The organism is Marvinbryantia formatexigens DSM 14469 (assembly GCF_025148285.1).
Lineage (GTDB): Bacteria > Bacillota > Clostridia > Lachnospirales > Lachnospiraceae > Marvinbryantia > Marvinbryantia formatexigens.
Window position 1 is genome coordinate 4,292,800 of sequence record NZ_CP102268.1, and the last position, 23,422, is coordinate 4,316,221.

Genomic DNA, 23,422 nt, shown 5'->3' on the forward strand with positions numbered 1-23,422 from the left:
TTTTTAAAAAAAGAAAGCCGCAGCGTTAAAGCTGCGGCAGTATCATGGTTGCTATATTGAAAAATACCAGAATCGAGCAGGTGTCCACCAGCGTGGAGATAATCGGCGCCGAGACGATCGCCGGGTCGATATTGATTTTCTGGGCAAGCAGCGGCAGGACACAGCCGATAAGCTTGGAAATTATAATCGTCACAATCAGCGAACAGCCCACGACAACGGCAATGAGCGGATCCTGATACATAATCAGAATGCGGATACCATTGGCAATCGCCAGAATAACGCCGACCACGATCGATACGCGGAATTCCTTGAACATTGCCCGGAATATATCCTTAAAATGAATCTCATCCAGCGCAATCCCGCGGATAATCAGCGCGGAGCTCTGGGAGCCGCAGTTTCCGCCGGTGCCCATCAGCATCGGGATAAAGGAAACCAGAAGCGGCACCGCCTCGAACGCTTTTTCATAGTTGGTGATCAGAATTCCCGTCACCGTGGAGGACAGCATCAGAAACAGCAGCCACGGCACACGGTTTTTTGCGTGCTGGAAAACAGACGTATCGAAGTAGGATTCCTCGGACGGATTGACAGCCGCCATCTTGCTGATATCCTCCGTCACCTCGTCAACCATGACGTCGATTGCGTCATCGACAGTAACGATGCCGACCATCAGATTATCCGCGTCGACCACCGGCAGCGCCAGCAGGTCATATTTGCGGAAAAGCTGCACGACCTCCTCCTGGTCGGTGTGCGTGGAAACGGATTTGATCTCCGTTTCCATAATCTCTTCCATCGTAATATCGTCATCCATCGTGAGCAGGTCCTTTGCCGTCACGATGCCGACCAGCCTGCGGTGCTCCAGAATGTAGCAGGTATAAATCGTCTCTTTATGAATGCCGACGCGCTTGATATGCATCAGCGCCTGCGCGACCGTCGTGTGCTTGCGCAGGTCGACGTATTCCGTCGTCATAATGCTGCCGGCGCTGTCGTCCGGATAATTCAGCAGCACATTGATTTTATTTCTCTTTTCCGGGTCCACCGCCTCCAGAATGCGGGTGACCAGATTGGCGGGAAGGTCCTCCAGAAGGTCTACGGTATCATCCATAAACAGCTCATCCAGAATAACCTTCAGCTCCCGCTCTGTAAACATTTCTACCAGGTCGGACTGCTGGTTTCCGTCCATGTTTGCGAACACATCCGCCGCCTTATCCTTCGGAATCAGACGGAATGCCAGCACCAGCTCCTTATCCTCCAGTTCTGACAGAAGAACCGCAATGTCCACGGCGTTCATGACATTGAGAATGCTTCTCACTGCCTTGAACTCCCGCGCAGACAGCAGTCCTTCGAAAATTTCTCTGTCCATATCCATTCTCCCTTCTCTTTATGAAATTGCATAATCGGTCCTCCAAAGAAGGGTAACTGCCACCTGCGTCCATTGCGCTCACCTGCCTTTCCTTTCCCTGTCCGGCAGGTCTCTCCCCGGTAGTATTGCCGGGAAAGCGCTGCCTTATTCTCTTCTATCGTATACGGTCCGGGAAACCGACCTTCCGCTGTACCTTCCGCAGCGTTTTATTTGCAAAATACGCCGCTTTTTCCGCGTTATTTTTAATAACGCCATCGATATACGCCTTATCCTTTTCCAGGCGCGCCACCTCCGACTGCAGCGGTGCAAGCTGTGCGGCAACCGCCTCGCCGACTGCCATCTTCAGCTCGCCATAGCCCTTTCCGTCAAACTCCCGTTCTACATCAGACGGAAGCTTACCGGTGCAGGCGCAGTAAATATCGATCAGATTTTTTACGCCCGGCTGCTCATCGCGGTAGCGGACGCATCCTTCCGAATCCGTCACCGCGCGTTTGCACTTGCGGATGATGGTATCCGTATCGTCCATGAGATAAATGCTGCCGTTCGGATTTTCATCCGACTTGGACATCTTCTTTTCCGGATTCTGCAGGCTCATGATTTTGGCGCCCGCTTTGCCGATGTACGGCTCCGGTATCGTAAAGGTATCCCCGTATATGCTGTTAAAGCGCTGCGCGATATCGCGCGTAATCTCCAGATGCTGCTTCTGGTCGATGCCCACCGGAACTACGTCCGCCTGGAACAGCAGAATGTCCGCCGCCATCAGCACCGGGTAGGTAAACAGTCCCGCATTGATATTGTCCGCGTGCTTTGCCGCCTTGTCCTTAAACTGCGTCATCCGGTTGAGCTCACCCATATAGGTGTAGCAGTTTAAAATCCAGGCAAGCTCCGCATGTGCGGAGACATGCGACTGATAGTAAATGCAGTTTTTCTCCGGGTCCAGTCCCGCCGCAATATACAGCGTAAGCAGCGCGCGCGCACGCTTTCTCAGCGTCGCCGGGTCCTGCCGCACCGTAATGGAGTGCTCATCCACCACACAGTAAAAGCACTCGTACTCATCGCTCAATTTTACCCAGTTTTTCAGCGCCCCCAGGTAGTTGCCGAGCGTCAGATTGCCCGTCGCCTGCATACCGCTGAATAATACCTTTTTATCCTGAATCATAATTATGCCGCCTTCCTTATCTCTGAATCACGTTCTTACGCCCCGGACCCACAGAACCGTCTTTGCGTCGCAGCAGATGTCTGAGGCTGACGTGAACAATAGTAGTTTATCATCTGAATCCCCGAAAGTCAATCATTGACATTTGCATCTGCATCATGCATACTGAATATCAGTTACAGACAAAAGCTGCTTTTGCAGGCGGTCTTTTGTCTGCATGGCTGACGCAGGATATTATTCAAATTCAAAAAGGAGATTCTCATGGAAAAAATTGCAAGCTTTACGATTGACCATATCAAACTGCAGCCGGGTCTCTATGTGTCGCGGAAAGACACCTTCGGGGATACCGTCATCACCACCTTCGACATCCGCATGACCTCCCCGAACGAGGAGCCCGTCATGAATACGGCGGAGGTCCATACGCTGGAGCATCTTGGCGCCACCTATCTGCGCAGCGACAGCGAATTTGGCCCGAAGGTCGTTTATTTCGGACCGATGGGCTGCCGCACGGGCTGCTATCTTCTGCTCGCCGGGGATTACAGCTCCCGCGATATCCTTCCGCTGATTACCGGCATGTTCACCTTTATCCGCGATTTCCGCGGGGAAATACCGGGAGCAGAGGCAAAGGACTGCGGAAACTACCTCGACCACAATCTTGGTATGGCAAACTATCTGGCGGACCGCTATCTGAAGGTTCTTGAGCATATCACGCCAGACCGGCTGGAATATCCCATCTGAGGACGCAGCCCCGGCAGACCGGCTTTATCTGCCGCACGCCTTCTTAAGGTTATCCGGCGGCTGCCGCACAAAAATGCGTGCCGTCAGATAAGCCTGCGATTCGTTATGGTCTGTCATATCCCTTTATTATGGAGACGGCTGCCGCTCCTTTTTTCCGGAATCTGCGCATCATGCGGCGGATACGCTTCGGTCTGCCGAGGTATACGTTGCGCACATAGGAAAAGCAGGCGTTTTCCCCATATTTGTCCAGAATCCGCAGCAGGTGCTCAAGCTCCTGCTGCGTTTTCGGATGCATCATATAATGACTCTTTCCCTTCAGAAAATACGCCAGCGGGTCGTGCTGCGTATAGCTTCCCCGGTTGTAAACCTTCGACGCGGCAATCCGGTCTGCGAGCATTTCCGCGACATAGCGGCGCGGCATCCGCATTCCCGCCATCGCCTGACCCTTATCCTCCAGACTGTAATCGATCCAGTATTCAAAATGATGCTTATTTCTTCCTTTGTGGTGCAGCCACGCCGCCGAGTAGCCCTTATCCTCGCGCTCCGCATTATTCGGGCTGCGTGTGCCCTGGTAATACTTTGCTCCGACCAGGAACTCCGACGGCATATATTTCGATAAATCGTGTGTCAGTCCCTGCCAGTACAGTCCGATTTTAAAGCAATGCTCCATCACCAGAAGCTTGTGTCCGGTGATTGTGCAAAAGTGTCCGATTGGATTCATCCTTCTTCCTTCCCTTCTTTCCGATTAAAACGACCACCGTTCTCTCCGGAAACTCTTTTATCCGTTCCGGACCGTTCAGCGGCTCCGGCTCCGCCAGAAAAGCATCCTCCCTGGCAGTATCTATGGCGATATGCCACAGGAAACCTTTCGGGAGCTTCGGCAGCGCAAATTCCTGCGGAAGCGGATTGAAGTTGTACGCGATATACAGATACTCTTCATCCCCTGCATAGCTGCCGCACAGCATAACGCCGAGCTGCCTGCTGTTGTACGAAAAATCGCCGTACCAGGCGCGGCTGCTGTGATAAGAGAGGTCCGGATATCCGCAGGATCTGTAATCCGTCATCTGCGGCTCCTCCGGAAGACGCAGAATCTTATGCTCCCTGCGGAAGGCGACCGCCTTCTTTACAAATTCTGTCAGGTCACGGTTCTTCTGGTACGCGCTCCAGTCCACCCACGATACCTGGTTGTCCAGACAGTAGGGATTGTTATTGCCTCCCTGGGAATTACCGAATTCGTCCCCCGCCAGCAGCATGGGCGTGCCCTGGGCGAGCAGCACAAGCAGAAAGGCATTGCGCACCTGCTTTCTGCGCAGCGCGAGAACCGCACGCTTTCTGCATGGACCCTCCGTCCCGCAGTTCCAGCTGAAATTGCAGACAGCGCCGTCGTTATTCTGTTCCCCGTTTTCCTCGTTATGCTTGCTGTCGTAGCTCACCAGGTCCTGCAGAGGAAAGCCGTCGTGGTTTGTAATATAATTGATGATGCCAAAATCTGCGGAATTTCTGCGGCTGCGCCACGCCGCCGCATCCAGGACGCCCTCGTCCCCCTTCAAGAGACGGCGCATGTCCACCAGAAATCCGTCATTGCATTCCGCAAAGCAGCGTTCCGTCTTTCCCGTCTTCCTATCAGAGCCACTATACCAGCCGGCAATATTGCCCGACAGCAGCTTTGTGCCCGCAAGGAGCGCATCCCCCGCCAGGCAGCGGCAGATATCTTCCTTTCCCATAATATGAAATCCATCGATATGATATTCCCGCACCCAGAAGGTAAGGCAGTCCAGCGCCATCCGCACCGGCACCTCCGGCGTGAAATACATATCCAGCAGCACCTCCATGCCGTTTTCGTGGAACATGCGCACGCAGTCCTTCAGCTCCTTTACCGGATCTGCCGCCGCAAAGCTGCGCCTGGGCGCAAAATAATTTCCCGCTCCATAGCCCCAGTAATTTTTTCCGGCTGCCGGCATGTGCATCTGCGGATGCCCCTTTTTCGGGCATGGCTGCGGTGCCGGCTCGTAGACGGGCATCAGCTTCACCTGGTTGACGCCGAGCTCTTTTAAGTACGGTATCTTCTCCTGCAGTCCCTTAAAGGTACCCTTGCTCTGCACCTTTGACCGGGAATGTCTGGTAAAATTGCGCACGTGCAGGTGATACATCACGGCGTCCTCCCAGGCGATGCCGGGCTTTTTGTCCCCCTTCCAGTCGTAGGGCGAAAACGCCATCCCGCACCGGATATCCTCCCAGCTTTCCGGCTCCTCCTTCTGCGGGCAGAGCACCGTCGCGTACGGGTCCCCCGCCGTCTCCCCGTCGATTCTGAACTGATACGTATACTGCTTCCACGGCAGAGCGTTTACCTTCATGGTGCGCAGTCCGCCGATTGCCGCCTCACCGGGAAATGCCTCCTCCTGCATCAGAGCGCCGCTCTTTTTGTCGTACAGCAGAAGCTCCGCCTTCTGTCCCCTTTCTGCGGCAACGGTAAACCGGACCCCATCTTTTTCCTTTACGGCGCCGGGTGTACAGAAAAGTGCCGCACTCCTGTCCACTGTCCATATTTTCTGCCTCTCTTGCAACATTTTCTCATCCTTTCCGTAAGCATTCTTAAAATCAGTATATCATAACTTCCACCCATTTGTATAACATTTTTTGCAACAGTTATGCCATGCAGAAAAATGGAAAAACAGACCGTGCATGGCATAAAGACTGATTTTTATGCGTTATCTACTTGCAATTAGCGTAAGTTTTTGGTAATATCGTATATCATGATGCACGGACAGCGAAGGCGCAGAGCGCGAAGCAGTCCGTAGGGCGTCATACTCACCCCATAAAAGAAAAAGAGAGGTTAAACTTATGAGCGAAAATGATGTAAATTGCGGCGGAAACTGCGCCTCCTGCGGCGAGGACTGCGAACAGGCAACGGTCACCCTTACCCTGGACAATGACGAGGTGCTGGAATGTGCCATTCTGACGATCTATGAAGTGGGCGAAAGACAGTATATCGCGCTGCTTCCGCTGGATGAGAACGGCGAAAACGAGGATGGAGAGGTGTTCTTGTACCGCTACACGGAGGTAGACGGCAATCCGTCCCTGGAAAACATCGAGGATGACGATGAGTACGAGGCTGCAGCGGACGCTTTCGATGAAATGCTGGATGAGCAGGAATTTGACGAGCTTCTGGACGACGAGGAAGAATAGCCGACAGTACCACACACGGGAAAGCCGGCTGCTCCGTACCTCTATTCTACAGTAAAAACGGCGAAGGCTTCAGGCTTTTGCCGTATTTTTCTTTCAGAACGCAGATGGTAAGCTGCTCCGAAGCGCGTGTGATCCCCACGTAAAACATTCTTCGTTCCTCCTCGACATCACTGGCAAGCAATGCCTTTTTGTACGGGATAATCCCCTCATTCACATCAATCAGAAATACAAACGGAAACTCCAGTCCCTTTGCGCTGTGCAGCGTGGTGAGCGTGACACAGTCCTGCTTTTGGGCACCATTTTTTGCCTGTTCCTTCAGCATTTCCGAATATTCCTCCATATAGGCGAACCATGCTTCGCAGGTTTCGTAGCCTTTTGCGCTCTGCGCCAGCCGGTCCAGCACCTCATAAAGATCCTCCGCCTTTATTTTCCGGTACTCTGCGTATTCCTCCAGATATTGCTCATAGCCGATTCCGTGGCGTATGTACTGCACCGCCGCATAGGGCTGCATCCGGGCGAGCGCCGCCAGGTCCTGCTCCAGCTTATCGATGCGCCGGATTACCCAGTATTTATCCTCATAATACATGCGCAGGCGCTCAAAATCCACCTGCTGCGTATCCAGACAGCTCCGCTCGATGTAACGCTTCGGCCTGTTGATAATCTTCAGAACATTGGCGCAGCTGTAATCACCGTGAGCGAGCTTTAAATAAGCAATCACCTGGCGCGAAATCCAGTGCTCAAACAGATTTGGCAGCGTATCGCGCATCTTAAACGGCACATTATACTCCAGAAGCTTCTGCGACAGCACGCCGGCGTCCGTATTGCTGCGGTACAACACCGCAAAATCCTCATAGCGGCGTCCCTGCGCAAGCCCCTGCCGGATGCGCTGGATAATTCCAAGGCTCTCCTGCTCCTGGTTCCGGAAAAGAAGCTTTTCCACCGGAAGCCCGTCCGCCTTTACCTTCTCGATTTTCTTTTCATAGCGCACCGTATTTCTGCTGATTACACGCGCGGCAAGGTCGCAGACATTTCCCGGACAGCGGAAATTGCGGTCCAGCAGAAGCTGCCTTGCCTGCGGATAGTCCTTTGGGAAATTCAGCATAATCTCCGGCTTCGCACCCCGGAAGCGATAGATCGACTGGTCGTCATCCCCCACCACGAAAAGATTGTTCTCCGGCGCCGCCAGCAGCTTTATAATATCGTACTGAAGCCGGTTAATGTCCTGGAATTCATCCACCAGAATATAGCGGAATCTCTTCCGCCAGCCCTCCAGAATATCCGGGCGGGCAGAGAGAAGCTCCCAGGTATATACCATCAGATCATCGTAATCCAGCTTTCCGGCACGCTCCATGCCGCGGCAGTAGCTGCCGTAGATCTTTCGGAACAGCTCCTGTGGCACCCCGGCCGCATAATAATGCTCCAGAGGAATCCGCTCATTTTTTACCCTGCTGATTTCACGCGCCGTATCGTGCAGAAATTCCGCCTCATCCTCTATCCCGATATCCATCGGTGAGATGATTTCCCGCAATATGCGGTACTTTTCCTCTTCCGACGCAATGTTTGCCGCTGTATAATGATATGCGTGTTTCAGGATTTCGAAGAAGAGCGAATGAAATGTCCCAAAGCGAACCTGTGTCTGTCTGCTGTCTGTCAGCGCCAGGAAACGCTTCTGCATTTCCATCGCTGCCGCTTTCGTAAAGGTGACAACCAGGATATGAATGGGTGGTATACCGCACTGCTGCGTCAGATATTTTGTTCGTTCTGTGATAACGGTCGTTTTCCCGGAGCCGGGTCCTGCCAGAACGATTGCAGGACCCTCCCGGTGCATTACTGCTTCTTTTTGCGCTTTTGACAAAGCCATATTATGCCTGCTCCAGTTTTGCGATTGCCGCCTTCATGCGGGAAATCGTCTCGTCGTGTCCAAGAATCTCCATGATTTCGGTCGCGCCCGCCGGCGTCATCTGCTTTCCGGACATTGCCGTGCGGATGGGCCACATCACGTAACCGTTTTTATAGCCTCTCTCCTTTGCAAAATTCACCAGCAGCTCATACAACGCATCGTTACTGTAATCCTCATGTGCCTCCAGAAGCGGCAGCACCTCTTTTAACACGGCAAGGGAGGTCTCCTGTGTCGTTTTCATTTTCTTGTGCGTGTACATGGAAGCATCGTACTCCGGCACTTCTTCAAAAAAGTCAATCAGCGCCGGGATATCCGGGAATATCTCGATTCTGGTCTTTACCATTTCCGCAATCTTATGGAAATCCACGTCCCTGGTAATGGCCTGCTTCATGTACGGAAGCGCCATTTCATAGAATTTATCGGAATCCATCGCCTTTATATACTCACCGTTCATCCATTTCAGCTTGTTGATATCGAATACCGCCGGGGATTTGCTCATATGGTGATAATCGAACGCCTCCACCAGCTCCTCCAGCGAAAAGATTTCGCGGTTGTCCGACGGGCACCAGCCGAGCAGCGCCACGTAATTGACGATTGCCTCCGACAGAAAGCCCTGGTCCAGCAGATCCTCATAGGAGGAGTGACCGCTGCGCTTGCTGAGTTTTTTGTGATTTTCGTCCGTGATCAGCGGGCAGTGCACGTAAACCGGAATTTCCCAGCCGAACGCCTCATAGAGACGGTTGTATTTCGGCGCCGAGGAGAGGTACTCATTTCCGCGCACGACATGGGTGATTCCCATCAGATGGTCGTCCACCACGTTCGCGAAATTGTAGGTCGGGAAGCCGTCGGATTTGATAAGAATCATATCGTCCAGCTCGGCGTTCGGCACCTCAATGGTTCCGTAAATATCGTCCTCAAATTTTGTCGTGCCCTCGTTCGGCACATTCTGACGGATAACGTAGGGAACCCCGGCATCCAGCTTCGCCTGGACCTCCTCTTTTGACAGATGCAGACAGTGCTTGTCATACACCACGATCTCCTTGCCGGCAATCTCCTGCTTTAAGGATTCCAGACGCTCCTTGTCGCAGAAGCAGTAATACGCCTCACCTTTTTCAATCAGTTTTTTCGCATATTCCAGGTAAATGCCCTGCGCCTGGCGCTCGCTCTGCACATACGGTCCGTAGCCCTTATCGATATCCGGACCCTCGTCATGCTTTAAGCCCGCATGCTCCAGCGTGCGGTAAATAATCTCCAGCGCGCCCTCCACAAAACGCTCCTGGTCGGTATCCTCAATGCGCAGCAGAAAATCCCCGCCCTCATGCTTCGCAATCAGGTAGGCGTACAGTGCTGTGCGCAGATTTCCTACATGCATACGTCCCGTCGGGCTTGGTGCAAAACGTGTTCTTACTTTACTCATTTTTTCATATCTCCTCTTTTTTCACAAATTTTTATTTTTTTGAAAATAATGCTTGCAAATTTTAAAAAGATTGTATATAATATCCGTTGTGTGAAGCACTTCACATATAAGCTTCTGTGGCTCAGTTGGTAGAGCAACGCATTCGTAATGCGTAGGTCGCCGGTTCGAGTCCGGCCAGGAGCTTTTTTTATTGCTGTTTTTTCTGAAACATGCGGCTTTTTCATCCGGCCTCATACTATCAGATGTTTTTTCTTAACATCACTTGATGAAGCGGTCTATCGCCTTATTCAGCTCCTCTATCGTTTCCATGTCGCCCGTTTCCACAGCGTCCACCAGACAGTGCGCAATATGATCCTGCAGAATCACCTTTCCGGTGTTATTGATTGCCGCTTTCACCGCCGAGAGCTGGATAAGCACCTCGCTGCAGTCCCGCCCGTCCTCCACCATGCGCTTGATGGATTCCAGATGTCCGATAGCGCGGGAAATCCGGTTCAGCACCGATTTCACATGCTCCGGGTCGTGCGTGTGCGTGTGGCTGTGCGCGTGCCCGCCCTCTGCGCCGTGACTGTGCGTATGCACGCTCTCTGCACCGTGACTGTGTCCGGCGCCGTCGTGGCTGTGCGTGTGTGCCACGCTGTTTCCATGACTGTGCGTATGCACGCTCTCTGCGCCGTGACTGTGTCCGGCGCCGTCGTGGCTGTGTCCGGCGCCGTCGTGGCTGTGCGTGTGCGCCGCATCGTTTCCATGACTGTGCGCGTGCCCGTCAGCCGCTTCGCTGTGAGGGGCGGCTGATTCTGCCGCCCCATGTGTATGCTCAATAACTGTTCCGTCTTCCAGAACGTGCGTATGCTTTCTGGGTTTTTCGCCCTGTCCGCTCATACTTTTTCAGCCTTTCTTTTTTTGTTGTCCCGGTTTCTGCTGCTTCGCAGTCTCTTTCGGCTGCCCTGCGGATTCCTTCTGCTGCTTCGCAGCCGCTTTCGGCTGCCCCGCGGATTCCTTCTGCTGCTTCGCGGCCGCTTTCGGCTGTTTTACCGTTTCTTTCTGCGGCTTTGCAGCCTCCGGTTCCTTCGCCGCCTCCATCTTCTGCATCAGCTCTTCCTTCAGGGATACCTTTTTCGGAACCGCTTTTGTTTTCTTTTCGCCGGCGGATTTCTTTTCCCTTGCCGCTTTATTGGAAGCCGCCTTCGGATCTGCCTTTGCGTAGGAGAAAATACTGATACCCATCGGCGGAATCTTCACGGTAATGGAATTTTCCTGTCCGTCCGCTTCTTCCTTCTTCGACTGCTTTACACGCGGGTTCAGATTGCCCTTCCCGCCGAACTCTGTGCGGTCGCTGTTGAAAATCTCCTTATATTTTCCCGGCCAGGGGACGCCCACCTTATGGTTTTCATAAACAAGCGGTGAGAAATTGCAGACAATCAGCAGCGTCTCATCCTTTTTCGCCGTGTTTCTGGTAAATACCAGCAGATTCTCGTTTGCATTGATCGCATTGATCCAGGTGAATCCCTCCGGCTCGTAATCCAGCTCATAGAGCGCCGGATGCGTCCTGTAGAACTCCAGCAGCGCCTTATAATAATCGCGCATCTGCCGGTTCGGTTCCTGCTCCAGGTCCTCCCAGTCCAGTCCCTTCGTCTCGTTCCACTCTTTATACTGGGCAAATTCCTGTCCCATAAAAAGCAGCTTCTTGCCCGGATGCGCCATCATATAGCCATATGCCGCGCGCAGGTTTGCAAACTTCTGCTCCGTCTCTCCAGGCATCTTGTTAATCAGAGAGCATTTGCCGTGCACGACCTCATCGTGGGACAGCGTCAGAATAAAGTCCTCGCTGTACGCGTAAATCATACTGAAGGTCAGACCGCCGTGATTGCTCGCGCGGTAAATCGGATCCAGCGACATATAGCCGATGAAATCGTTCATCCAGCCCATATTCCATTTATAGTCAAAGCCAAGACCGCCGTCATCCAGCGCGCCCGTGATCTTTGGCCACGCCGTCGATTCCTCTGCAATCAGGATTGCGCCATCCTTACGCTTTTTGAATACGGAATTCAAATGCTTCAGAAACTCCACCGCTTCCAGATTCTCATTGCCGCCGTATATGTTGGCAACCCACTCGCCGTCATTTTTGCCGTAGTCAAGATACAGCATGGAAGCGACTGCGTCCATGCGGATGCCGTCCGCGTGATATTTATCCGCCCAGAACAGCGCATTGGCAATCAGGAAGTTTTTCACCTCCGGTCTGCCGTAATTGTAGATCAGCGTGCCCCAGTGCGGATGACTTCCCTGCCGCGGGTCCAGATGCTCATACAGGCAGGTGCCGTCAAAGGCGGCAAGCCCGAAGGTATCGCGCGGAAAATGCGCCGGTACCCAGTCCAGGATCACGCCGATGCCCGCCTCATGCATATAGTTCATAAAATACATGAAGTCCTCCGGCGTGCCGTAGCGCGCAGTCGGAGCGTAATAGCCCGTCACCTGATAGCCCCAGGAGCCGTCGAAGGGATGCTCCATCACCGGCAGCAGCTCGATGTGCGTATAGCCCATTTCCTTCACATATTCCGCAATCATCGGAGCAAGCTCGCGGTAATTGTAGAAATCCCGGTCCTCCGGTTTTTTCCAGGAGGCAAGGTGCATTTCATAGATTGCCATCGGCTTCTTCTTGGAATCCGTTTTCTTTCTCTGCTTCATCCAGGCGTCGTCCGTCCACTGAAACTGCGTCAGATCCGCAACGATGGACGCGGTATCCGGACGGAGCTGCGCCGCGTTGGCATACGGGTCCGCCTTCAGATACGTAATGTTGCCCTGCGCCTTGATTTCATACTTATACATTTCCCCGACGCTGATCCCCGGCACAAAAATCTCAAAAATGCCGCTGTCCCAGAGCCGCCTCATGGGAAGACGTCTGCCGTCCCAGAGGTTAAAATCCCCCACCAGGCTGACACGCACGGCGTTCGGCGCCCACACGGCAAAGTGAATTCCCTTTATGCCCTGCACCGTCATTGGATGCGCGCCCATCTTTTCATAGATATCGTAGCAGATACCGGCGTTGAATTTCGCCGTCTCCTGCTTTGTCAGCACCGGCTCGAACGCATACGGGTCGATATACTCCAGCGAGGTTCCGTTATCAAAGATTACGTACAGCGTATACTTCGGAATCTTATCCCCCGGAATTAGCACCGCGAAAAAGCCCGCCTCATCCTCCATCGTCATTTCATAGGATTCCTTTTTCCCGGTAATCTGGACCATAATGCGGTCCGCCGTCGGGATAAACGCCTGAATCAGTACGCCGTCGTCCGTCAGATGCGGTCCGAGAATGGCGTGCGGATTGTCCTCCTCCGAATAAATCAGCGCCTCAATCTGCGCCCAGTCCATCAAATCATATAGTTTGTCTTCTCCCATAATTCACCCTCCTGTAAATGTCCGGTCGCATTAACCGGGGACCGGCTGCCCCTCTTTCGCGCGTTCCCCAATGGCATGGATGAAAAGTCCGCTGCGCAGCTTCGGCTCGAACCAGGTGGATTTCGGCGGCATCAAAAGATGCTCATCCGCCACCGCAAACAGCTCCTCCATAGAGGTCGGATACATGGCAAACGCCACCCCTCCATAGGTATACACCCTCCGCTGCAGATCGGAAAGTCCCCGGATCCCGCCGACAAAATGAATCCGCTCATCCGTCGTCGGATCCCCGATGCCGAGCACCGGCTCCAGAATCTCCCTCTGCAGGATGGAAACATCCAGCCCGTCGATCGGATGACTGCTGCGGTATTCCTCCTTCACCTTCAGTTCGTACCATTTTCCGTCCAGATACATGCCCATGCAGCCCTTTTCCTGCGGTCTGCAGGGAAGATTCTTCCGCTCCATCCGGCAGATTCCGCCCTCACAGGTATGCTCCAAAACAGTGTTTTCCCGGATCTCACATTTCTGACCAATCTTCTCCAGAAATGCTTCCGGCGTATCGCCGTTTAAATCAGCGGCAACACGGTTGTAATCCATAATGCGCAGCTCGTCGTCGGCAAAGAGCACCGACAGGAAGGAATCGTATTCCTGACAGCCGTCCGCTGCTTCCCCGCGTTTTTTCGCTTCCTCGCGGCGCATCAGTGAGACCCGGACAGCCGAAGCGGCGCGATGATGTCCATCCGCGATATAAATCCGCGAAATTCCCGCAAACGCTTCCGCGATGGTCTTTATCATCGCCTCATCCGAGATTCTCCAGCCCCGGTGCGAAATGCCATCCTCCGACACGAAGTCGAAAATGGGCTCCTGCTCTTTTGCCCTCCGCAGGCAGTCGCTGACCGTCTCATTTCTGCGGTACGCCAGAAAGATCGGACCGGTCTGCGCTCCGCACACATCGACGTGGCGGATGCGGTCCAGCTCCTTTTCGGCGCGGGTGTTCTCATGCTTCATAATCACGCCGTTTACGTAATCGTCCACGGCGGCGCATGCCACCAGTCCGGTCTGCGCTCTCCCATCCATTACCAGCTCATATATATAATAACATAATTGTCCGTCTTTTACAAAGCTTCCTTCCGAAATCATTTTCCAGAGAAGGTCATGCGCTTTCTGATAAACCTCAGGCGCATACATATCCGTCTCATCGTCAAACTGCGTCTCGGCGCGGTCGATGCGAAGAAAGCTGAGAGGCTCTCTTTCCACCTCCGCCTTTGCCTCCGCACGGCTGTAGACATCGTAAGGCAGCGCCGCAATGCGGGAGGCAAGCTCCCGCTTCGGAAGGATTCCGTAAAATGGTTTAATCTGTGCCATTTTTCCCTCCGCCTATTTTAATACGCGTACCTTCAGCACACCGTCGATCTTCTTCAGCGTCTCAATTACCTGCGGCGTCACCATCGTATCCAGGTCAAAGAGGGAGTAGGCATACTCGCCTTTGCTCTGGTTCGCCATGTTGGCGATGTTTAAATCGGCTTCGCCGAGCACGGACGCAAACTGTCCGATCATATTTTTGATATTGCGATGATTGATGGCGATCCGGCACACCGTGCTGCAGATGCCCATGTCGCACTCCGGATAGTTCACCGAATGATGGATATTGCCGTGCTCCAGATAGTCAATCAGCTCTTTTACCGCCATTTTCGCGCAGTTATCCTCGGATTCCGCCGTGGAAGCCCCGATATGCGGCGTCACAATGCAGCCCTTTGCTCCCGCTGTCGTCGGATTCGGGAAATCGCTGACATAGCGCTTCACCTTGCCAGCGCGCAGCGCATCGACCACCGCTTCCTCATCCACCAGCAAATCGCGCGCATAGTTCAAAAGCACCACGCCGTCCTTCATCTTGTCGATGGCATCCTTGTTAATCATTTTGCGCGTGCTGTCCATCAGCGGCACATGGATGGTAATGTAATCGCATTCGCGATAAATTTCATCCACCTCTTTGATGTGCCGGATATCACGCGACAGATTCCACGCTGCATCCACAGAAATATACGGGTCGTACCCGTAAACCTCCATGCCAAGGCGGGCGGCGGCGTTCGCCACAAGGACGCCGATTGCGCCAAGACCGATGATGCCGAGGCGCTTGCCCATGATTTCATTTCCGGCAAAGCGCTTCTTTTCTTTTTCCGCGTCCTTCGCAATCAAGTCATTCTGACGCTCCGACTGCACCCAGTTGATGCCGCCGACAATGTCTCTTGATGCCAGCAGAAGTCCCGCAAGCACCGCTTCCTTTACGCCGTTTGCATTGGCGCCCGGCGTGTTAAATACTACAATTCCCTGTTCCGCATACTTCTGCAGCGGAATATTGTTGACGCCGGCGCCTGCGCGCGCAACCGCTTCCAGATTTTCCGGAAGCTCCAGGTCGTGCATCGCTGCACTGCGCACGAGAATGGCGTCCGCATCGTTTATATTATCTGTCTGTACATAAAGGCTGGAGAAGCCGTCCAGTCCCACCTGTGAAATCGGGTTCAAGCAATGATAATGAAACATTACAGATTCTCCTCCTCAAATTTCTTCATAAATGCGACAAGCGCCTCCACGCCCTCCAGCGGCATGGCGTTGTAGATGCTGGCGCGCATTCCGCCGACGCTGCGGTGTCCCTTCAGGTTTTCCAGACCGGCTGCCTTTGCCTCTTTCACAAATTTTGCATCCAGCTCTTTATTTCCGGTCACGAACGGCACGTTCATCAGAGAGCGGTCCTTTTTCTCCACGGTTCCGTGGAACAGCCTGCTGTTGTCCAGAAAGTCGTACAGGATCGCCGCCTTTTTCTCGTTGCGCTCCTTCATGGCTTCCAGACCGCCCATCTTCTTCAGCCACTTGAATACCTTGCCGCAGATATAGATGCAGTAGCTGTTCGGCGTATTGTAAAGTGAGTTATTATCGGCATGTGTTTTATAAGTAAGCATCGTCGGTGTGCCCGGAAGAACATCCTCCGTGATTAAATCCTCGCGGATAATCACGATTACCATGCCCGCCGGTCCGATATTTTTCTGGACGCCGCCGTAGATGATGCCATACTTTGTGACATCCACCGGCTCAGAAAGAAAGCAGGAGGAAACGTCCGCCACCAGCGTTTTGCCCTTGGTGTTGGGCAGCTCCTTAAATTTGGTGCCGTAGATGGTATTGTTCTCGCAGATGTAGACATAGTCCGCATCCTCGCTCACCGGTAAATCGGAGCAGTCCGGAATATAAGAAAAGGTTTTATCCTCGGAGGAGGCAATTTTATTCGCCTTCCCGTATTTCTGCGCCTCCTGGTACGCCTTCTTCGCCCACTGTCCGGTGACAATGTAATCCGCCACCTTATTCTTCATCAGATTCATCGGAATCATGGCGAACTGCTGCGAAGCGCCGCCCTGCAGAAACAGAACCTTATAGTTATCGGGAATGTGCATCAGATCGCGCAGATCCTGCTCCGCCTCTTTAATGATTCCGTCAAAAATCTCCCCGCGGTGGCTCATTTCCATCACAGACATTCCGCTGCCGCGATAATCCAGCATCTCGTCGGCAGCCTCCTGCAGCACCTCCTCCGGCAGAACCGCTGGACCTGCAGAAAAATTGTACACTCTTCTCATAATTTCTCCTCCTCACTTCTCTCAAATCAGCTACATATATCCAGAAAAACATAAAATATGTGTAATTCTTACGATACCACGGATTTATGCAATTCCTACGATACCACGGATTTCTCCGTGCTCCGCACTTTCGAAATCCTGAAAACATTCGAAATCCGCCCTGTCGGGCTTCTTTCTCATGTTTTCGCGGCTCTCAAGGACATGCGCCCGCATGTAAACATGCAGCGCCTGTCTTTTCAAGCCTGGTATCTACATGTCGTCCTGGTCGAAGGCTTCCTCTATCGGCGCGCCTGCCGGTACCATCGGGAATACCTTGTCGTCCTGGTCTATCTGGCAGTCGATCAGCACCGGTCTGCCAAGTGCGATGGCTTTTTCCAGAGCCGGTGTCAGCTCTTCCATGCTGCGCACGCAGATGCCAACGGCTCCCAGCGCCTCGGCAACCTTCACAAAGTCCACGCTGTCGTTTAATACGGTCGCGGAGTAGCGCTCGTCGTAGAACAGTGTCTGCCACTGGCGCACCATGCCCAGAACATGGTTATTGATAACCACCTCGATAATCGGGATGTTGTAGCGCGCCGCCGTAGCCAGCTCGTTCATGTTCATGCGGAAGCAGCCGTCTCCTGCAATGTTGATGACCGTCTTTTCCGGGCGTCCCATCTTCGCGCCGATGGCGGCACCAAGACCGTAGCCCATCGTGCCAAGTCCGCCGGAGGTTAAAAGCGTGTGCGGCTTTTTGTATTTATAATACTGTGCCGCCCACATCTGATGCTGTCCGACATCGGTCACGATAATGGCGTCGCCCTCCGTCACCTTATAGATTTCCTCCACAACCGCCGGACCGGTCAGCTTTCCGTGCTCGTATTTAAGCGGATGCTTTTCTTTTATCTCATGGATTTCCTGCAGCCACTCGTCGTGGTTGTGGTCCTCTATCCGCGGGTTCAGACGGCGGAGCACCTCACGCACGTCTCCCTGGATGCTGCAGTCTACCATGATATTTTTGTTGATTTCCGCCGGATCGATATCAATATGCAGAATCTTCGCATTTTTCGCAAAGCGGCTCGCATTGCCGACCACGCGGTCACTGAAGCGGATACCGATGGCAATCAGCAGGTCGCACTTCGTGATGCCAAGGTTGGAGCACTTTGTTCCGTGCATACCTGTCATGCCGGTGTAGCGCTCGTCTCTTCCGTCGAACGCTCCCTTGCCCATCAGCGAATCGCCGACCGGCGCATGGACCTTATCCACAAACTCCTTCAGCTCCTTAGCCGCGTCGGAGATCACGGCGCCGCCGCCCACCAGAACAAACGGACGTTTGCTGTGATTAATCAGCTCTACCGCGCTCTCAAGGTCCGCCTCGCGGATATAATCGGTCTTCCGCTCGATTTTCTCCGGCTCCTGCTTTTCGTACTCTGTCACAGCCGCCGTCACGTCCTTCGGGATATCGATCAGAACAGGACCCGGTCTGCCCTCCGCCGCAATGCGGAACGCGTCGCGGATGGTATCCGCAAGCTTTGCCACATCCTTTACAATATAATTATGCTTCGTGATCGGCATTGTCACACCGGCAATGTCGATTTCCTGGAAGCTGTCTTTTCCGAGCAGCGGAACGCCCACATTCGCCGTAATCGCCACGATCGGAACGGAATCCATGTACGCGGTGGCGATACCAGTTACCAGGTTGGTCGCGCCCGGACCGGAGGTCGCAAGGCAGACGCCCACCTTTCCGGTCGCTCTCGCATAGCCGTCCGCCGCGTGGGACGCCCCCTGCTCGTGCGAGGTCAGAATATGGGTGATTTCCTTCCCGTGCTTATATAATTCGTCATAAATGTTCAGAATCGCACCGCCCGGATAGCCGAAAACGGTATCCACGCCCTGCTCCTTCAGACATTCAATTACAATCTGTGAACCTGTTAATTTCATATAAATCCTCCTCTATCTGTCCATAAATCCGTCTGAAGCGCCCGGATTCCCTGCCTGACGCGCTGCGCTTCCGCGGGTTTTCCGGCGTCCCGTACTTTATTTCAGCTCCAGGATGGCTCCGCGGTTGCCGGATGTTACCATCTTCGCGTAGCGCGCCAGATAACCGGTGGTAATCTTCGGCTCTCTCGGCTGCCATTTTGCCCTGCGCGCCGCCATCTCCTCATCGGAGATCGCAACCTCCAGCTTGTTTTCCGGAATATTGATTTTAATAATATCGCCCTCTTCCACGAACGCAATCGGTCCGCCGACAGCCGCCTCCGGAGATACATGCCCGATGGAAGCGCCTCTGGAAGCGCCGCTGAAGCGTCCGTCCGTAATCAGCGCCACGGAGGAGCCAAGCCCCATGCCCGCGATGGCGGAGGTCGGATTCAGCATTTCGCGCATACCGGGACCGCCCTTCGGACCCTCGTAACGGATGACCACCACATCACCTGCCACGATTTTGCCGCCTTTAATCGCCTCGATAGCGTCCTCCTCGCAGTCAAACACGCGCGCCGGACCCTCGTGCACCATCATTTCCGGCACTACCGCAGAGCGCTTTACCACGCCGGAATCAGGCGCCAGATTGCCCTTCAGCACGGCGATGCCGCCGGTCGGGCTGTACGGATTGTCTATCGGACGGATAACCTCCGGATTGCGGTTTACGCAGCCGCTGATGTTTTCCTTTACCGTCTTTCCGGTAACCGTAATCAGATTGGTATGCAGAAGTCCCTTCTTATCCAGCTCATTCATGACCGCGTACACGCCGCCCGCCTCGTTCAGATCCTCCATGTAGGTGGGACCTGCCGGAGCAAGATGACAGAGGTTCGGCGTTCTCGCGCTGATTTCATTGGCGATATCCACGTTCAGCTCTACGCCCGCCTCGTGTGCGATTGCCGGAAGATGCAGCATACTGTTTGTGGAACATCCAAGAGCCATATCTACGGTCAGCGCATTGTGGAACGCTTCCTCCGTCATGATATCGCGCGGACGGATATTCTTTTCCAGAAGCTCCATCACCTTCATGCCGGCAAGCTTTGCCAGCTTGATGCGCTCAGAATATACCGCCGGGATAGTTCCGTTGCCCGGAAGCCCCATGCCAAGCGCCTCCGTCAGACAGTTCATGCTGTTTGCCGTATACATACCGGAGCAGGAGCCGCAGGTCGGACAGGTCTTGCACTCAAATTCATAGACGTCCTCCTCCGTCATCGTGCCCGCCGCGTAGGAGCCGACCGCCTCAAACATGCTGGAAAGGCTGCGTTTTTGTCCTTTCACATGTCCGGCGAGCATCGGTCCGCCGCTCACAAAAATGGTCGGGATATTCAGGCGCGCCGCCGCCATCAGAAGTCCCGGCACGTTTTTATCACAGTTCGGAATGCAGACAAGCGCGTCAAACTGATGCGCGATCGCCATACACTCCGTGGAATCCGCAATCAGGTCGCGCGTTACCAGAGAATACTTCATGCCGACATGTCCCATCGCAATGCCGTCACAGACAGCGATCGCCGGAAATTCGCGCGGTACACCGCCCGCCAGCGCAACGCCCATCTTTACCGCCTCGGTAATCTTATCGAGGTTCATATGTCCCGGTACGATCTCATTATATGAATTCACGATGCCGACAAGCGGCCGCTTCATTTCCTCCTCCGTCATTCCCAGCGCGTTGAACAGGGAACGGTGGGGCGCCTGCTGCATCCCCTTCTTTACTGCGTCACTTTTCATCACTTTTCCTCCCTCAGATTCGTTCTTTGATCAGCCGTCCCATTTCACGGCAGCCTACCTGCGTGCAGCCCTCCGACATAATATCGCCCGTGCGGTAGCCGTCTTTGAGCACCTGCTTTACCGCCCGCTCAACAGCGTCCGCTGCCTCGTCCAGGTCCAGGGAAAAACGCAGCATCATCGCCGCCGACAGGATCGTGGCAATCGGGTTTGCAATATCCTTTCCGGCAATATCCGGCGCGGAGCCGTGGCTCGGCTCATACAGACCGAATTTTGTTTCATTCAGACTTGCGGAGGACAGCATCCCGATAGAGCCTGTCACCATGCTCGCTTCATCCGACAGAATATCGCCAAACATATTTTCCGTGAGAATCACATCGAACTGCGCCGGATCACGCACAAGCTGCATTGCGCAGTTGTCTACCAGCATATGGGAAAGCTCCACATCCGGATATTCCTTTGCGACCTCCTCTACAACTGCTCTCCAGAGCCGTGAGGAATCCAGCACATTCGCCTTGTCGACGCTGGTCACTTTCTTTCTTCTTTTCCGCGCGATCTCAAATCCGCGTCTTGCGATGCGGCGGATCTCATTCTCATCGTAGGTCAGCGTGTCGATTGCTTTGCGCACGCCGTTCTCCTCCACCGTCCTGCGCTCGCCAAAGTACAGACCGCCGGTCAGCTCGCGCATAATCATCATATCGAAGCCGTCCCCGATAATCTCATCGCGCAGCGGACACGCCGCCTTCAGCTCCTCATATAAGTACGCCGGGCGCAGGTTCGCAAACAGATTCAGGGACTTTCTGATTTTCAGAAGCCCCGCCTCCGGACGCTTAGATGGCTCCAGCTGATACCACGGCGACGTCTTTGCGTCTCCGCCGATAGAGCCCATAAGCACCGCATCGCTTGCCTTCGCCGCTTCAATCGTCTCATCCGTCAGCGGAACCCCGTACACATCAATGGATGCCCCGCCCATCAGCAGCTCTGTATAGTCAAGCTGAAATCCATATTTTTTCCCCGCCGCGTCCAGCACCTCTCTCGCCTGCGCGACAATCTCCGGACCAATGCCGTCGCCCGGAATCACTGCGATTTTATAATTCATAATCCTATTCCTCCGCCCTGCTGTCGTTTCGCAACAGCCCGGCCGCGCCATCCGCAAAAGCGCCGGCGTCAGATGACCGCACTGTTACGTCATTTTTACAAACGGGGGACACAGCAGAATGTGCCATGTCCCCAGCTTATGTCTGATTCTGCTGTCTTACTGTGCGTCCGCCTTTTCTACTTCTGCGATGGCGGATTTGCGCATCGGAATTCTGCAGTTTTTGTTGCTGCCGAATTCTACAATTACATCCTCATCCGTAAGGTCAATTACCACGCCGTAAAAACCGCTTGTCGTCACGACGCTGTCCCCGACAGCCAGCTCCGAAAGCATTGCGTTGATTCTTTTCTGTTCCTTTTTCTGCGGGCGGATTGCCATAAAATACATTGCCGCTCCGATAATCACCACGTAAAATACCAGCATAATAATACTGCTTGTACCGGATGCCGCCGCACTCTCTGTCAATAAAAACATAATTGGTGTTCCTTCCTTTCTCTCTTTCTCCCGTGCCGCGCGCATATTTTTGCACAGCACAGATAATACTCATACCATCATACACAAAATTACGCGGTTCATCAAGTCATTTTTTCAAATCCTGCCAGTTTTTCCGCTTTGTACTCCGAAAAACGCCCTTCATCCAGCGCGTCCCGTATCTCTTCCATCAGGTGATTGTAAAAATACAGGTTGTGCAGCACACACAGACGCATCCCCAGCATTTCCTTCGCCTTCAGCAGATGGCGGATATACGCCCTGCTGTAATGACGGCATGCCGGGCAGCCGCACCCCTCCTCGATCGGGCGCTCATCCAGCTTATATTTTTCATTAAAAAGATTCAGCTTTCCGTGCGCCGTGTACACATGTCCGTGGCGGCCGTTCCTGCTGGGATATACGCAGTCGAAGAAATCCACTCCGCGCTCCACTGCCTCCAGAATATTCGCCGGCGTTCCCACGCCCATCAGATAGGTCGGCTTATTCTGCGGAAGATGCGGCACCACCTCGTCCAGAATATGATACATTTCCTCGTGCGTCTCCCCGACGGCAAGCCCGCCGACAGCGTAACCGTCCAGGTCCATTTCCGAGATTGCATCGGCGTGCGCGATGCGGATATCCTCGTAAACCGCGCCCTGGTTGATGCCGAAGAGAAGCTGCTGCCGGTTGATGGTATCCGGCAGGCTGTTAAGCCTGGCCATTTCCGCCTTGCAGCGCGCAAGCCAGCGCGTCGTGCGGTCCACCGATGCCTGCACATATTCCCTCGTCGCCCGGCTGGAGGGGCACTCGTCAAACGCCATCGCGATCGTAGAGGCGAGGTTTGACTGAATCTGCATACTCTCCTCCGGTCCCATAAAAATTTTCCGCCCGTCAACATGCGACTGGAAATATACGCCCTCCTCCTTAATCTTGCGCAGCCCCGCCAGGGAAAACACCTGGAAGCCGCCGGAATCCGTAAGAATCGGTCTGTCCCAGACCATAAACTTGTGCAGTCCGCCGAGCTGCCGGATTACATCGTCCCCCGGACGCACATGCAGATGATAGGTATTGGAGAGCTCCACCTGGGTGCCGATTTCCTTTAGATCCATCGTGGAAACCGCCCCTTTGACAGCCGCCGCCGTTCCTACATTCATAAACACCGGCGTCTGAATCGTTCCGTGAACGGTCACAAGCTCCGCACGCTTTGCCCGTCCTTCTGTTTTCTTAATCTGATACATTCTTTTCCTCATTTCATTTTGTTTTCGCCCGCTGCATCACAGGATAAATTCGCATCATATTTAGGGCTTTTGACCCCAACATCAATGACGGATTCAGATTACCACATCTGTCCGCAAAAAACAAGAGGGCTGCCCCTTGAACACTTCCGGATACTTTCGAAATGCTTTATAG

18 protein-coding genes and 1 tRNA gene are annotated in these 23,422 nt (G+C 53.8%); 3 read left to right on the top strand and 16 right to left on the bottom strand.

The features are described 5' to 3' along the window. Window positions 1-25: 25 nt before the first annotated feature. Together mgtE and trpS are read right to left on the bottom strand one after the other, a co-directional pair. The gene (gene mgtE / locus NQ534_RS20130; protein ID WP_040783189.1) at window positions 26-1,360 is read right to left on the bottom strand and encodes a magnesium transporter; all 1,335 of its coding nucleotides are present in this window, start codon (window positions 1,358-1,360) and stop codon (window positions 26-28) included. 154 nt (window positions 1,361-1,514) lie between these two features. After that, window positions 1,515-2,519, bottom strand: coding sequence for a tryptophan--tRNA ligase (gene trpS / locus NQ534_RS20135; RefSeq protein WP_006861886.1), 1,005 nt, complete (start codon window positions 2,517-2,519; stop codon window positions 1,515-1,517). Window positions 2,520-2,777: 258 nt separating this feature from the next. Here trpS and NQ534_RS20140 point away from each other — a divergent pair, with 258 nt between their 5' ends. Beyond that, entirely contained in the window at window positions 2,778-3,254 is a 477-nt protein-coding gene (locus NQ534_RS20140; protein ID WP_006861884.1) for an S-ribosylhomocysteine lyase, read from the top strand. 103 nt (window positions 3,255-3,357) lie between these two features. Here NQ534_RS20140 and NQ534_RS20145 read toward each other — a convergent pair whose 3' ends face one another. Both NQ534_RS20145 and NQ534_RS20150 read right to left on the bottom strand, forming a co-directional pair. Then, window positions 3,358-3,975, bottom strand: coding sequence for a DUF5662 family protein (locus NQ534_RS20145; RefSeq protein WP_242655343.1), 618 nt, complete (start codon window positions 3,973-3,975; stop codon window positions 3,358-3,360). Continuing rightward, the gene (locus NQ534_RS20150) at window positions 3,908-5,821 is read right to left on the bottom strand and encodes an alpha-amylase family glycosyl hydrolase (protein ID WP_006861882.1); all 1,914 of its coding nucleotides are present in this window, start codon (window positions 5,819-5,821) and stop codon (window positions 3,908-3,910) included. Before NQ534_RS20150 ends, NQ534_RS20145 begins: the two co-directional genes overlap by 68 nt. Window positions 5,822-6,095: 274 nt before the next feature. Here NQ534_RS20150 and NQ534_RS20155 point away from each other — a divergent pair, with 274 nt between their 5' ends. Further along, window positions 6,096-6,440, top strand: coding sequence for a DUF1292 domain-containing protein (locus NQ534_RS20155; protein WP_006861881.1), 345 nt, complete (start codon window positions 6,096-6,098; stop codon window positions 6,438-6,440). A 46-nt stretch (window positions 6,441-6,486) separates the two neighbouring features. Here NQ534_RS20155 and NQ534_RS20160 read toward each other — a convergent pair whose 3' ends face one another. Together NQ534_RS20160 and gltX are read right to left on the bottom strand one after the other, a co-directional pair. Continuing rightward, window positions 6,487-8,301: an ATP-dependent helicase gene (locus tag NQ534_RS20160; RefSeq protein ID WP_006861880.1), complete on the bottom strand. Its 1,815-nt coding sequence runs from the start codon at window positions 8,299-8,301 to the stop codon at window positions 6,487-6,489. A gap of 1 nt (window position 8,302) precedes the next feature. Continuing rightward, window positions 8,303-9,757, bottom strand: coding sequence for a glutamate--tRNA ligase (gltX, locus tag NQ534_RS20165; RefSeq protein WP_040783089.1), 1,455 nt, complete (start codon window positions 9,755-9,757; stop codon window positions 8,303-8,305). A gap of 110 nt (window positions 9,758-9,867) precedes the next feature. Between gltX and NQ534_RS20170 the strand changes: the two genes are divergently transcribed. Next, a tRNA-Thr gene (locus tag NQ534_RS20170) sits at window positions 9,868-9,940 on the top strand. Window positions 9,941-10,015: 75 nt separating this feature from the next. On the opposite strand, the gene NQ534_RS21800 is transcribed toward NQ534_RS20170, so the two are convergent. The 10 genes from NQ534_RS21800 to tgt form a co-directional block, all read right to left on the bottom strand. Beyond that, on the bottom strand, window positions 10,016-10,336 hold the full coding sequence (locus NQ534_RS21800) for a metal-sensing transcriptional repressor (RefSeq protein ID WP_040783182.1): 321 nt from the start codon (window positions 10,334-10,336) through the stop codon (window positions 10,016-10,018). 306 nt (window positions 10,337-10,642) lie between these two features. Then, complete coding sequence (gene glgB / locus NQ534_RS20180; protein ID WP_006861877.1) at window positions 10,643-13,150, bottom strand: 1,4-alpha-glucan branching protein GlgB; 2,508 nt, start codon at window positions 13,148-13,150, stop codon at window positions 10,643-10,645. A gap of 30 nt (window positions 13,151-13,180) precedes the next feature. Beyond that, complete coding sequence (locus tag NQ534_RS20185; RefSeq protein ID WP_006861876.1) at window positions 13,181-14,512, bottom strand: DUF1015 domain-containing protein; 1,332 nt, start codon at window positions 14,510-14,512, stop codon at window positions 13,181-13,183. 12 nt (window positions 14,513-14,524) lie between these two features. Then, complete coding sequence (locus tag NQ534_RS20190; protein ID WP_006861875.1) at window positions 14,525-15,688, bottom strand: phosphoglycerate dehydrogenase; 1,164 nt, start codon at window positions 15,686-15,688, stop codon at window positions 14,525-14,527. Next, a complete protein-coding gene (serC, locus tag NQ534_RS20195; protein ID WP_006861874.1) occupies window positions 15,688-16,770 on the bottom strand; it encodes a 3-phosphoserine/phosphohydroxythreonine transaminase in 1,083 nt (360 codons plus the stop codon). Before serC ends, NQ534_RS20190 begins: the two co-directional genes overlap by 1 nt. A gap of 249 nt (window positions 16,771-17,019) precedes the next feature. Beyond that, on the bottom strand, window positions 17,020-18,690 hold the full coding sequence (ilvB, locus tag NQ534_RS20200) for a biosynthetic-type acetolactate synthase large subunit (protein WP_006861872.1): 1,671 nt from the start codon (window positions 18,688-18,690) through the stop codon (window positions 17,020-17,022). A gap of 96 nt (window positions 18,691-18,786) precedes the next feature. Then, window positions 18,787-20,451, bottom strand: a complete 1,665-nt coding sequence (gene ilvD, locus NQ534_RS20205) for a dihydroxy-acid dehydratase (RefSeq protein ID WP_006861871.1) — start codon at window positions 20,449-20,451, stop codon at window positions 18,787-18,789. A 13-nt stretch (window positions 20,452-20,464) separates the two neighbouring features. After that, window positions 20,465-21,547, bottom strand: a complete 1,083-nt coding sequence (leuB, locus tag NQ534_RS20210) for a 3-isopropylmalate dehydrogenase (RefSeq protein ID WP_006861870.1) — start codon at window positions 21,545-21,547, stop codon at window positions 20,465-20,467. Window positions 21,548-21,703: 156 nt separating this feature from the next. Beyond that, complete coding sequence (yajC, locus tag NQ534_RS20215; protein WP_040783180.1) at window positions 21,704-22,018, bottom strand: preprotein translocase subunit YajC; 315 nt, start codon at window positions 22,016-22,018, stop codon at window positions 21,704-21,706. Window positions 22,019-22,119: 101 nt separating this feature from the next. Then, window positions 22,120-23,250: a tRNA guanosine(34) transglycosylase Tgt gene (gene tgt / locus NQ534_RS20220; RefSeq protein ID WP_040783085.1), complete on the bottom strand. Its 1,131-nt coding sequence runs from the start codon at window positions 23,248-23,250 to the stop codon at window positions 22,120-22,122. Window positions 23,251-23,422 lie beyond the last annotated feature (172 nt).

What these genes read in the sequence shown, in the direction of transcription:
- mgtE (WP_040783189.1), bottom strand. Translation starts at nt 1,360, where the DNA reads ATGGACAGAGAAATTTTCGAAGGACTGCTGTCTGCGCGGGAGTTCAAG.
- trpS (WP_006861886.1), bottom strand. Translation starts at nt 2,519, where the DNA reads ATGATTCAGGATAAAAAGGTATTATTCAGCGGTATGCAGGCGACGGGC.
- NQ534_RS20140 (WP_006861884.1), top strand. Translation starts at nt 2,778, where the DNA reads ATGGAAAAAATTGCAAGCTTTACGATTGACCATATCAAACTGCAGCCG.
- NQ534_RS20145 (WP_242655343.1), bottom strand. Translation starts at nt 3,975, where the DNA reads ATGAATCCAATCGGACACTTTTGCACAATCACCGGACACAAGCTTCTG.
- NQ534_RS20150 (WP_006861882.1), bottom strand. Translation starts at nt 5,821, where the DNA reads ATGTTGCAAGAGAGGCAGAAAATATGGACAGTGGACAGGAGTGCGGCA.
- NQ534_RS20155 (WP_006861881.1), top strand. Translation starts at nt 6,096, where the DNA reads ATGAGCGAAAATGATGTAAATTGCGGCGGAAACTGCGCCTCCTGCGGC.
- NQ534_RS20160 (WP_006861880.1), bottom strand. Translation starts at nt 8,301, where the DNA reads ATGGCTTTGTCAAAAGCGCAAAAAGAAGCAGTAATGCACCGGGAGGGT.
- gltX (WP_040783089.1), bottom strand. Translation starts at nt 9,757, where the DNA reads ATGAGTAAAGTAAGAACACGTTTTGCACCAAGCCCGACGGGACGTATG.
- glgB (WP_006861877.1), bottom strand. Translation starts at nt 13,150, where the DNA reads ATGGGAGAAGACAAACTATATGATTTGATGGACTGGGCGCAGATTGAG.
- NQ534_RS20185 (WP_006861876.1), bottom strand. Translation starts at nt 14,512, where the DNA reads ATGGCACAGATTAAACCATTTTACGGAATCCTTCCGAAGCGGGAGCTT.
- NQ534_RS20190 (WP_006861875.1), bottom strand. Translation starts at nt 15,688, where the DNA reads ATGTTTCATTATCATTGCTTGAACCCGATTTCACAGGTGGGACTGGAC.
- serC (WP_006861874.1), bottom strand. Translation starts at nt 16,770, where the DNA reads ATGAGAAGAGTGTACAATTTTTCTGCAGGTCCAGCGGTTCTGCCGGAG.
- ilvB (WP_006861872.1), bottom strand. Translation starts at nt 18,690, where the DNA reads ATGAAATTAACAGGTTCACAGATTGTAATTGAATGTCTGAAGGAGCAG.
- ilvD (WP_006861871.1), bottom strand. Translation starts at nt 20,451, where the DNA reads ATGAAAAGTGACGCAGTAAAGAAGGGGATGCAGCAGGCGCCCCACCGT.
- leuB (WP_006861870.1), bottom strand. Translation starts at nt 21,547, where the DNA reads ATGAATTATAAAATCGCAGTGATTCCGGGCGACGGCATTGGTCCGGAG.
- yajC (WP_040783180.1), bottom strand. Translation starts at nt 22,018, where the DNA reads ATGTTTTTATTGACAGAGAGTGCGGCGGCATCCGGTACAAGCAGTATT.
- tgt (WP_040783085.1), bottom strand. Translation starts at nt 23,250, where the DNA reads ATGTATCAGATTAAGAAAACAGAAGGACGGGCAAAGCGTGCGGAGCTT.